Source organism: Streptosporangium sp. NPDC006013 (assembly GCF_040614275.1).
In the GTDB taxonomy this organism is placed as follows: Bacteria; Actinomycetota; Actinomycetes; order Streptosporangiales; family Streptosporangiaceae; genus Streptosporangium.
The window spans coordinates 1-10,372 of sequence record NZ_JBEXUE010000364.1 but is presented as its reverse complement, the minus strand read 5'-3'; the positions used below and the strand labels follow the sequence as shown (position 1 = coordinate 10,372).

Sequence of the window (10,372 nt, the reverse complement as noted above, 5' to 3'; positions counted from 1 at the left end):
TGTTCTGATCTCCCTGGAGTCGGCCGCCGCGACGAAGTCCCTGGACGGCTGCCTCTACATGATGGACAACAGCGTCGGCGGGTCGCGAGATCTCGCGAGGCGGGCGGCGCCGCGCACTAGCGGGAGCCGCCGGCCACGGCGGGCAGGACGGTGACCGTGTCGCCGTCGGCGACCGGGGTCTCCAGCCCGCCCAGGAATCGGACGTCCTCGTCGTTCAGGTAGACGTTCACGAAGCGGCGCAGCGCGCCCTTGTCGACCAGGCGCTCCTTCAGCCCGGGGTGCCGGGCCTCCAGGTCGCCGATCAGCTCCTCAAGCGTGGCGCCCTTGGCGTCGACGGCCTTGGCACCGTCGGTGTAGGTGCGCAGGATGGTCGGGATGCGAACCTCAATGGCCATCGCGGGTCAATCTCCTTGTGTCGTCTTGGGAGTAATAGCCCACCGGTTTCGGAACACCGGCGAGCACCGGGGGATTCCAGAAAAGCCGGTCAGCGACAGTCGTAGACGACCACGAAAGGCGTGTGCGCGAACAGGAAGTTCTGCACGGGCGCGATGCCCGCGTGCCGTGCCCGTGGGCCGGGACGCGAGCGCACGACGTCCTCCTGGCTCGGGGCGGCGGTCAGCATGCCCACCAGCTTACCCAAAGGGACAATCCACCACACGGCCGTACACCCGGGACGGTCACCCGGAGGTGATCGTCACCTTCTCCTCGCTCACGACACCGTCGACGATCCGGTACGAGCGGAACTCGGCCTCCGCACCCAGTTCCTCCCGGGTGGAGACCAGCACGTAGTGGGCTCCCGGCTCGGCGGCGTAGGAGATGTCGGTGCGGGAGGGGTATGCCTCGGTGGCGGTGTGGGAGTGGTAGATCACCACCGGCTCCTCGTCGCGGTCGTCCATCTCCCGCCAGACGCGCAGCTGCTCCAGCGAGTCGAACCGGTAGAACGTCGGCGACCGCTCGGCGTTCTCCATGGCGATGAACCGTTCGGGAGAGTCGGAACCGACGGGCCCGGCGATCACACCGCAGGCCTCGTCGGGGTGGTCCGCCCGAGCGTGCGCGATGATCTTGTCAACCAGTTCCCGAGAGATCGTGAGCATGCCTGAAAGCTACCAAAGGGCTCGGACCAGGGTGTCCTGGAGGTAGGTCAGCCAGTCGTAGATGACGTACACCGGATAACGGGGGTCGTGCTCCGACATGTCGGCGATCTCGTCGTGCACCTCCTCGGTCACCTCCAGCCGGGTGCCGAGCGTGAGCCGCACGTCGTTCAGCGCGCGCATCCACGCCTCCGCCTGCTCCCTGGTCAGCTCGACCCGGCCGGGCTCGGCGCTGTCGAGCATCGCCTTGGCGTCGGCCCGCTTGCCCTCGCGCAGCGTCGCCTCGGTGTACCGGCGAAACTCCGCGGCCGCCTCGCCGTCCTCGTACGCCGAGGGGAACAGCCTGGCCAGCACCGGATCGTTGGACTGCTCGGACGCGCCGATGCCGAGCGCCCTCTCCAGCGGATCGTCGCCGGTCTCCCCCGGCTCTATCAGGCCCAGGGTCTGGGTGACCAGCGAGCGCAGGATCGACACCTCGGCGGCGTCGAAACCCGTGATCACACCGCCCTCGCGCCCCGGCTTGAACCCCGAACTCATCTCTCGCCCACCATTCCTCGCGGGCTCCGCCAGAGACCCGCCCGTCGTCTGGGATCGACCCGCCGCCCGCCGCCGCACGACGACGGACCGCGACGGGCGGCACCGGACCGCCCGCCCGCTCACGAATCCCGCTGGACCGTGGCCCACAGCCCGTAGGAGTGCATGATCTGCGCGTCGCGCTCCATCTCCTCACGGGTGCCGCTGGAGACCACCGCCTTGCCCTTGTGATGCACGTCGAGCATCAACTTCTCCGCCTTCTCCTTGGAGTACCCGAAGACGGTCCGGAAGACGTACGTCACATAGGACATCAGGTTGACCGGGTCGTTCCAGACGATCGTCAACCATGGCAGATCGGGTCTTACGTCGATTGACGGACGCTCGACCTCTGTTGGAGCGGTGCTACCCACATTCACCAGTCTGCCCTACCCCGGGATTAGTCTTCGACTCGTGACAGAGAGCATGAGCACCGCGTTGCTTACCGATCACTATGAGCTGACGATGCTGGAGGCGGCGCTGAGAAGCGGCGCCGCCTCCAGGCGGACGGCCTTCGAGGTGTTCGCGCGGCAGCTGCCCGGTGGGCGGCGCTACGGGGTCGTCGCGGGTACCGGCCGGGTGCTGGAGGCGCTGGAGTCCTTCCGCTTCGACGAGGAGTCGCTGGCGTTCCTCGAAGACAATCGGATCGTCGACGAGCCCACCCTGGCCTTCCTCGCCGGATACCGGTTCTCGGGGGACGTGGACGGCTACGCCGAGGGCGAGTGCTACTTCCCCGGTTCCCCGATCATGACGGTGGAGGGCACGTTCGCCGAGGCGGTGCTGCTGGAGACCGTGATCCTGTCGGTGCTCAACCACGACTGCGCGATCGCCGCCGCCGCCGCTCGCATGGTCGGCGCCGCCGGGACCAGGCCGATCATCGAGATGGGCTCGCGACGTACCCACGAGGCGGCGGCCGTGGCCGCCGCTCGGGCCGCCTACCTCTGCGGGTTCTCCTCCACCTCCAACCTCATGGCGGGCCGCGCGTACGGCGTGCCGACGGCCGGGACCGCGGCCCACGCGTTCACCCTGCTCCACGACTCCGAGGAGCAGGCTTTCCAGGCCCAGATCACCTCCCTCGGCACCGGCACCACGCTGCTGGTCGACACCTACGACGTGGCCCAGGCCGTACGGACCGCGGTGGAACTGGCCGGCCCCTCCCTCGGCGCCGTCCGCCTCGATTCCGGCGACCTCGTCCAGGTGGCCCACGAGGTCCGCGAGCAGCTCGACGCGCTCGGCGCGCAGCAGACCCGGATCATCGTCACCAGCGACCTCGACGAGTACGCCATCGCGGCGCTGTCGGCCGCGCCCGTGGACGGCTACGGCGTCGGCACGTCGCTGGTCACCGGCTCAGGCTCGCCCACCGCCGCCCTGGTCTACAAGCTCGTCGCCCGCGCCGACGCCGGCGGGATCATGCGGCCGGTGGCCAAGAGATCGGTGGGCAAGCCCAGCAGGGGCGGCCGCAAGAACGCCTTCCGCAGGCTCGACCCGGCGGGCACGGCGGTCGCCGAGCTGGTCACCGTCTCCGCCGACCTTCCCGCGGACGCCCGTCCGCTGCAGGTCCCGCTGGTCAGGAAGGGCGAGATCGTCGGCCGCGAGAAACTGGACGCGGCCCGCGCGCGGCACCGAGAGGCCCTCGCCGAGCTGCCGGCCAACGCCCACCAGCTCTCCCGGGGCTACGCCGCGCTGCCCACCGTGTTTGACTGACCGCATGCCAACCGCACTGATCATCGTCGATGTCCAGAACGACTTCTGCGAGGGCGGCAGCCTTCCGGTCGGCGGCGGCGCCGAGGTGGCCGCCGCCATCTCCCGGTACACCGCCTCGCACGACTACGACCACGTCGTGGCCACCCGCGACCACCATGTGGACCCCGGCTCCCACTTCGCCGCCGAACCCGACTACGTGAACTCCTGGCCCGTCCACTGCGTCGTCGGGACGACCGGTTCGGACTTCCATCCGGCCTTCGACACCGGACGGGTGGAGGAGGTGTTCAGCAAGGGGGCCCACGCCGCCGCCTACAGCGGCTTCGAGGGCGTCACCCCCGACGGTACGAGCCTGGCCGACTGGCTCGGCGAGCGCGGCGTGGACACGGTGGACGTCGTCGGCATCGCCACCGACCACTGTGTGCGGGCCACCGCCCTGGACGCGCTCGCGCACGGCCTCTCCGTCCGGGTGCTGCTGGATCTCACCGCGGGGGTGGCCGCCCCGACCACCGAGGCCGCCCTCGCCGAGCTCGGCTCCGCCGGAGCCCGTCTCACCGGCACCCCGGTGGTCCGCCCGGCCTGACGGTCGTACCCCCTTGGCACGGTTCCCCGTGCTGTCCGGGAGCCCGGCGGGGGAAGGCCGTCAGGAGTGCCCACTCCGGGCATTCGAACGACTACCGGATCGGCATGGGTGGGTAAATCCGACCACCACCCGCCGCGACAGGAGTATCACGGAGAGCTGAGACCTCTTACTACCGGTGGTGACCTCATATGTTCGTGCTCGGTGTCTCCTGGCTGGTGCTGACCCCGCTGTGCCTGTGGAACCTTTTTCGCGGCGGGACGCTGGTGCGGCTGACGAGCGTGCTGGCGCTGGTCTCCCTGGAAGTGGCCACGATCTGGACCACCACCACGATCCAGATCCCCCCGCGGACCCTCATCGCCGCGCCCCCGCCCTCGGCGGCCCGGATACCGGCACCGGCTCCGGCGCCGGCACCGCAGGCGGCTCAGCAGGGCGCTCGGGACGTGCAGAGCGCCTCCTGCCCCGGCAGGATGCCCGCTCCCGAGCGAGTACGGCTGGCCCGCCGCCAGGGCGCGCTGCGGGGTGTGACGCTCTTCTGGACGGCCAGGGCCGACGAGTGCGACACCGCGACCGTGGTCCTGCGCCACCGGAACCGCACGATCAGGGTCTGGATGCGCGACGGCGAGGCGGAGAGTCGCACCTCGGGTGCCACGACGCGGCCGGTGAGCGTCACCGGCGGCGTGGCCTCCCTGCAGGTGCCGCTCGCGCAACCGGTGCGCGGCGAGGGCGGGTTCCGGGCGATCGACGGCCGGACCGGCAGGCCGATCGCCCTCGGCTGACCGGGCCGCGCCCGGCGCGAACGCCGGTGCGACCCGGTGGCCGGGTCAGTGGGAGCGCTGGGTGGCCCAGTGGCGGATCTTGTCGATCCGCTCCTGGATCTGCTCCGCGGAGGCCTGCGCGATGGCGGGGCCGCCACAGGACCTGCGGAGCTCGGCGTGGATGACGCCGTGCGGCTGGCCGGTGCGATGGTTCCAGGCGCCGACGAGGCCGTTGAGCTCCTTGCGGAGGTTGGCGATCAGCTCGTGCGGGGCGAGCTGCGGCTCCTTGGGCTCGGGCCTGTTCCGCCTGGCCTTCAGCTGATCGGACTGGCGCTTGCTCAGCAGGGTGCGGACCTGGTCGGGCTCCAGCAGACCCGGCAGGCCGAGGAAGTCCTCCTCCTCGGGGGAACCGGTCTCCGCGGCGCTGCCGAACTCGCCGCCGTCGAAGAGCACCCGGTCGAAGGTGGCGACCGCCTCCAGGGTCTCGAACGGCAGCTCGTCACCCAGGACGTCGGGATTGTCCTTTTTGCGCTGGGCGTCCTCCAACAGGAAGTCGTCCAGCCCCTCCTCCGGGGGCTTGCGGTCGAGCACGTGGTCGCGCTCGGCCTCCAGCTCCGCCGCCAGCCCCATCAGGGTCGGCACCGAGGGCACGAAGACGGACGCGGTCTCGCCTCTCTTGCGGGCGCGGACGAAGCGGCCGACCGCCTGCGCGAAGAAGAGCGGGGTCGAGATGCTCGTGGCGTAGACGCCGACGGCCAGGCGCGGGATGTCGACGCCCTCGGAGACCATCCGGACCGCGACCAGCCAGCGCTGCTCGGAGGCGGAGAACTCCTTGATCTTCTTGGAGGCCGCCGGGTCGTCGGAGAGCACGACCGTGGCGCCCTCGCCGGTGATGGTCCTGATGTGGCGGGCGTAGGCGCGGGCGGTCTCGTGGTCGGTGGCGATGACCAGGGCACCGGCGTCGGGCACGCCCCTGCGCACCTCGGTCAGCCGCCGGTCGGCCGCCCGGAGGACCTGGCGGATCCACTCGCCCTTCGGGTCGAGCGCGGCCCGCCACGCCTGGCCGAGCTGGTCCTTGGTGAGCGGGGTGCCGAGGGTCGCGGCGATCTCGTCGCCGGCGCGGGTCCGCCAGCGCATCTCACCGGCGTAGGCGAGGAAGATGACCGGGCGGACGACACCGTCGGCGAGCGCGGGACCGTAACCGTAGGAGTAGTCGGAGACACTGCGCCTGACCCCGTCGCCGTCTTCGGCGTAGGTGACGAAGGGGATCGGGTTGATGTCGGATCTGAAGGGGGTGCCGGTCAGGGCGAGGCGCCGGGCGGCGGGCTCGAACGCCTCCCGTACGCCGTCGCCCCAGGACTTCGCGTCGCCCGCGTGGTGGATCTCGTCGAAGATCACGAGCGTCTTGCGCGCCTCGGTGCGTGCGCGGTGCAGTGCCGGATGCATCGACACCTGGGCGTAGGTGATGGCCACCCCGACGTAGTCGCGGGAGGTCGCGCCCTGGCTGTTCTTGAACTCGGGGTCGATCGCGATGCCGACCCTGCCCGCGGCGTCCGCCCACTGCTGCTTGAGATGCTCCGTCGGTGTGACGATGGTCACAGCCCGGATGATCCCTCTGGACAGCAGGTCGCTGGCGATGCGGAGGGCGAAGGTCGTCTTGCCCGCACCCGGCGTGGCGACCGCGAGGAAGTCGCGCGGCTCACGGCTGGAGTACAGGTCAAAGGCCTCCTGCTGCCACGCGCGAAGCTTCGGCGCGGTGCCCCAGGCGGCACGGTCCGGATATGAAGGCGAGAGGTGGGATGCGGCGAAAGTGCTCACAGTGTCACCAGAGTAATCTGCGTCGCCGACAAGACGTGCCGATCGGCCGAGATCCTCGCCAAGGTCGCCTCCACGTGCTAGGTGTTCCGTCCCCCGGATCCTTCGCCCGCCGCGTCGCCGCCGATCGACGGGGCACGCCGCGGCTCACGGAGGCCGGGCGTCAGCCCAGACCCGCGATCACCGTATCGATCTTGGCCCGCGACACGGGATCGTCCGGCTGGGCCATCCCGACCACGACCACCGGGCGCCCGCCGCCACCTGTGAGGAAGACCACGCGAAGGTAGGCCGGCCGGTTCACGATGTCCAGGTACTCGGCGCGCAGCGAGCGGGCGTGCCCGGTGCGCGCACCCACGGCGATCTCCGTGTCGTCCACGACCTTCACCTTGTCGCCGTGGAGCAGGAGCCGCCCGTACAGGTCGCTGAGCTCGGCCGCGGCGGCGCGCACGTCGGCCGCGGGCTCCGCCGGCCTGACCATCACCGTCGTGTTGACCCCGTCGCCCGCGACCGAGGTGAACCCCGTGACGGGCGGCACCGTGCCCGCGAGCCAGCCCTCCGGCAGCCGGTAGCCGACCCCCGCGACCGGATCGGTCACCCGCCCCGGCGGCGGGTCCGGCACCGACCGCAGCACCAGCACGACCGCGCCGGCGATGACGCCGCCGCCGACGACCAGGGTGAGCAGTACGAGCAGCAGGCCGCGCAGGCGCCCGGGGCGGGGCTGGGGCGGGGCGATGGGCGTGCCGTACCAGCGGGCCGAGGGCGGGAGGTCGTCGCCGGGCTCGGGTATCCGGGGAGGCCAGGTGAGGTGGGAGCGGCTGTCGGACGGCTCGGACTCCGGCGGCGGCCAGGGACGGCGCTCGTCGTCGAGATCCGGGTCGCCGGGCGGCCACCCCTGGTCTTCCGCCTTCCGTGCAGCCTTCTGGGCGGCCTTTCTGGCCCGCCGGGACCGGCGCCCCCCGTCACGACCGGGCTCGTCCAACGGGTCCGACCGGCGAGGTCGTTCGTGCACGGGGCCTCCTCCCGGCGGTCACGGTCCTACCGTCCTACCATGCATCCCACGGCGTGGTCCGGCTATGGGTGATCGCTGTTACAGGAGTGACCAATGAGTCATGAGATGTCCCGCATACGCCGGGCCACGATCACCCCGAAGAGCCCCAGGGAGGCCATCAGGACGACGATCATGGTGTAGCCGGTGGCGATGTCGTCGTGGCCGATCAGGTTGATCAGGACGCCGGCGAAACCGATGGTGAGAGCACCGCCCAGGGTGTCGACGACCTGGAGCGCGGCGGAGTTGGCGCCCTGCTCCGCGTCGGGTGACTGGCGCATCGCGGTGATGTTGATACTGGTGGTGCCGATGCCCATGCCGAACCCGGCGACGACCCAGGCGGGCACGGTGACCCAGCCGGTGATACCGGGTACGAGCGCGAGCAGGGTCAGCAGGATGCCCGCGGTGATCGCCGCGGAGCCGATCCCGACCAGCAGGGGCCGATCATATGAACGGCGGCTCTGCAGGTAGGAGCCGGTGGTCCAGCCCAGGGCGCCGGTGGTGAGCGCGACCCCCGCCTCGGCGACGGAGAAGCCTCGCACCTCGGTCAGGAGCAGCGGGATGAAGGAGTTGACCGCGAAGAAGGCCGAGGCGAGCACCCCGCGCATCATGATCGTGGTGGGCAGGCCGCGGCCGAACCTGAGTGCCCCGGGTGGCAGCAGCCTGGGCAGCCCCACGGCGAGGAACACCAGCCCGGCCACGACGGCGACCCCGCCGGGCACCGGGGTGCTCTGCAGGCGGTCCACTCCGTACAGCAGCGCCCCGCCACCGCCCGCCGTGGCGATGGCGGCCAGGGTCATCGCCAGCGGCCTGGACCGGGGCCCGGTGGAGGGCTCGGGTGCCTGGTCCTGCCGGGCACGCAGCGCGGGCAGGAGCATCACGAGGGCGGGGACGACGAGCGGCACGATGCCGTAGAAGACCCACCGCCAGCCGGCCGTCTCGGCGATGATCCCGCTGAGGGCCGGCCCGAGCAGGGCGGGGAGCACCCAGGCGGCCGACAGCGCGGCGAACACCCGGGGCCTGGTCTCGGGGACGTAGACCCGCGCGATCATCACGTAGATCGCCACGATGACGGCACCGCCGCCGAGGCCCTGCACCGCCCGCGCCACGATGAACAGTTCCTTGGTCCCGGCGGCCCCGGCCAGGGCCATACCGGCGGTGAACAGTCCCACGCCGAGCAGGAACGGCCAGGCGTGCCCCCGCCGGTCGGACCAGAGGCCGGCGACCACGTTGGCGAGCAGGCCGGAGATGAGGAAGGCCGAGAAGCTCATCCCGTACAGGTCCAGGGCGTCGAGATCCGCCGAGACGGCGGGCATCACCGTGCCCACGGACATGCCCTCGAAACCGATCAGCGTGACGACGAGCAGGATGCCGAGGGAGGCGGTGCGGTACTGGGGTCCGAAGAGCCGGGGGGATTCGTATGGAGCGTCAAGCGCCTTCGGTACTGTCACCTGTCAAGGGTAGTGTCCGCCCCGGCTCTCGGTATGCGACCCACATCTCCTGCATCCTGAGAGCCTGGCCGGAGGTGAACCCGGACATGCAGCGGTCGTCGGAGTAGTCCATGAAGTTGTGGATCGGGTCGGGCCCGCCCCCCTCGCAGGTGTCCTTGACCAGCGGGCAGCCCTCGGTGGGCTTCCCCTCGGGCGCGGTGTCGGCAACGCCGTCGCCCGCGGCCTCGCAGCCCTTCTCGAAGGTGTGCAGCAGCCCGAGCCAGTGACCGATCTCGTGGACCCCGGTGAACCCCCGGTCGAAGCTGCGCATCGCCCCGCCGGGCAGGCTGCGCCAGTCGACGACCACACCGTCGAGAGCCGGCTCCTTCCGGTATCCGTAGGGGTAGGTGGAGTAGCCGAGCACCAGCTCGCTGAGCTGGGCGAGGTAGAGATTGAGCGTCTCGGGGCCGCCCCTGCGCATCCGCTTGATCGCCCGCTCGTGGGTGACGGGGTCGCGGAACCAGGCCGGGTTGACGGTGCGGGTGACGCCCTCCAGCCTGAACCGGATCCCGGTGTCCGCCCCGCCGAACTGCCCGGAGTAGGCGGCGTTGAGCGTGGCGAGCTGGTCGCGTACGGCGAAGTCGGGGGCGCCGAGGCGACCGTCGGTGATGACGTGCACCCAGGTGGGCACGGTGACCGGAAGCACGAGCGGAAGCGATCTCGACCGGGACCGTCCGTCGACGGGCAGGCGGGCGGGCGGCGCGACGAACGGCGCGGGGGATGACACCGGGGATGGCATGGGCGGCTCGGGCCCACGCCCCGGCGGCACGGGGCGGACCGCCCCCCGCACCATGACGTGAGCCGCTCCGGAGGCGAGGGCGCACCCGGGCGCGGTGGGTTCTCGGCCGGGAACGGGCACCGCCAACAGGCATGCGGAAAGAACGGCGATCGCACGCCGAAACATGGACTCCCCCGACAGATCCCAGCCACTGGTCGCTCGCCGCCCCCCGGCGACATCCCGACCGTAGCCTCATCGGTGGCGATCACCCACGAGCAACACTCACTCCTTGTTGCCGTCTTCACCCTTCGGCAGACCCGAGTAGATCTCCTTGCACTCCGGGCAGACCGGGAACTTCTGGGGGTCGCGGTTGGGCACCCAGACCTTCCCGCAGAGCGCGCGGACCGGTGTCCCGCTCAGCGCGCTCTCCATGATCTTGTTCTTCTCGACGTAGTGGGCGAAGCGCTCGTGGTCGCCGTCGCCGTGCGACAGGTCCGGCCGGACGTCGCTCTCAGGGAGAATCTTCGTACTCACCCTGGTGATTTTATGCCCGCACCGCCGCGCCCCGGTCACCGGCGCGACACCCCAGGCCCGGCGATCGAGC

The 10,372-nt window shown here is 71.1% G+C and carries 13 protein-coding genes; 3 read left to right on the top strand and 10 right to left on the bottom strand.

The features are described from left to right. Positions 1-116: 116 nt before the first annotated feature. From ABZ260_RS37595 to clpS, 5 genes are all read right to left on the bottom strand, one after another. Complete coding sequence (locus ABZ260_RS37595) at positions 117-395, bottom strand: MoaD/ThiS family protein (RefSeq protein WP_030906436.1); 279 nt, start codon at positions 393-395, stop codon at positions 117-119. Between the two features lie 89 nt (positions 396-484). Continuing rightward, on the bottom strand, positions 485-640 hold the full coding sequence (locus tag ABZ260_RS37590; protein WP_350924791.1) for a hypothetical protein: 156 nt from the start codon (positions 638-640) through the stop codon (positions 485-487). Positions 641-677: 37 nt separating this feature from the next. Next, positions 678-1,094 (bottom strand): M67 family metallopeptidase, encoded by a 417-nt coding sequence (locus ABZ260_RS37585; protein ID WP_343975506.1) that lies wholly within the window; start codon positions 1,092-1,094, stop codon positions 678-680. A 9-nt stretch (positions 1,095-1,103) separates the two neighbouring features. Beyond that, the gene (locus ABZ260_RS37580; protein ID WP_350966110.1) at positions 1,104-1,628 is read right to left on the bottom strand and encodes a DUF2017 domain-containing protein; all 525 of its coding nucleotides are present in this window, start codon (positions 1,626-1,628) and stop codon (positions 1,104-1,106) included. 119 nt (positions 1,629-1,747) lie between these two features. Beyond that, positions 1,748-2,035 carry an ATP-dependent Clp protease adapter ClpS gene (gene clpS / locus ABZ260_RS37575; protein ID WP_030906445.1) on the bottom strand — a complete coding sequence of 96 codons (288 nt, stop codon included), beginning with the start codon at positions 2,033-2,035 and terminating at the stop codon, positions 1,748-1,750. A gap of 40 nt (positions 2,036-2,075) precedes the next feature. Here clpS and ABZ260_RS37570 point away from each other — a divergent pair, with 40 nt between their 5' ends. The 3 genes from ABZ260_RS37570 to ABZ260_RS37560 all read left to right on the top strand — a co-directional run bounded on the left by ABZ260_RS37570 (position 2,076) and on the right by ABZ260_RS37560 (position 4,721). Beyond that, complete coding sequence (locus tag ABZ260_RS37570; RefSeq protein WP_355627042.1) at positions 2,076-3,365, top strand: nicotinate phosphoribosyltransferase; 1,290 nt, start codon at positions 2,076-2,078, stop codon at positions 3,363-3,365. A gap of 4 nt (positions 3,366-3,369) precedes the next feature. Further along, the gene (locus tag ABZ260_RS37565) at positions 3,370-3,945 is read left to right on the top strand and encodes a nicotinamidase (protein ID WP_355627040.1); all 576 of its coding nucleotides are present in this window, start codon (positions 3,370-3,372) and stop codon (positions 3,943-3,945) included. 188 nt (positions 3,946-4,133) lie between these two features. Then, the gene (locus ABZ260_RS37560) at positions 4,134-4,721 is read left to right on the top strand and encodes a hypothetical protein (RefSeq protein ID WP_355627039.1); all 588 of its coding nucleotides are present in this window, start codon (positions 4,134-4,136) and stop codon (positions 4,719-4,721) included. Between the two features lie 45 nt (positions 4,722-4,766). Here ABZ260_RS37560 and ABZ260_RS37555 read toward each other — a convergent pair whose 3' ends face one another. The 5 genes from ABZ260_RS37555 to ABZ260_RS37535 all read right to left on the bottom strand — a co-directional run bounded on the left by ABZ260_RS37555 (position 4,767) and on the right by ABZ260_RS37535 (position 10,302). Continuing rightward, positions 4,767-6,518, bottom strand: a complete 1,752-nt coding sequence (locus tag ABZ260_RS37555; RefSeq protein WP_355627037.1) for a DEAD/DEAH box helicase — start codon at positions 6,516-6,518, stop codon at positions 4,767-4,769. Positions 6,519-6,678: 160 nt separating this feature from the next. Further along, a complete protein-coding gene (locus tag ABZ260_RS37550; RefSeq protein ID WP_355627035.1) occupies positions 6,679-7,524 on the bottom strand; it encodes a hypothetical protein in 846 nt (281 codons plus the stop codon). A 98-nt stretch (positions 7,525-7,622) separates the two neighbouring features. Continuing rightward, positions 7,623-9,011 carry an MFS transporter gene (locus ABZ260_RS37545; protein WP_355627033.1) on the bottom strand — a complete coding sequence of 463 codons (1,389 nt, stop codon included), beginning with the start codon at positions 9,009-9,011 and terminating at the stop codon, positions 7,623-7,625. Beyond that, positions 8,989-9,777, bottom strand: coding sequence for a zinc metalloprotease (locus ABZ260_RS37540; RefSeq protein ID WP_355627031.1), 789 nt, complete (start codon positions 9,775-9,777; stop codon positions 8,989-8,991). Before ABZ260_RS37540 ends, ABZ260_RS37545 begins: the two co-directional genes overlap by 23 nt. Positions 9,778-10,050: 273 nt before the next feature. Further along, positions 10,051-10,302, bottom strand: a complete 252-nt coding sequence (locus tag ABZ260_RS37535; protein ID WP_030906465.1) for a DUF3039 domain-containing protein — start codon at positions 10,300-10,302, stop codon at positions 10,051-10,053. Positions 10,303-10,372: the final 70 nt, after the last annotated feature.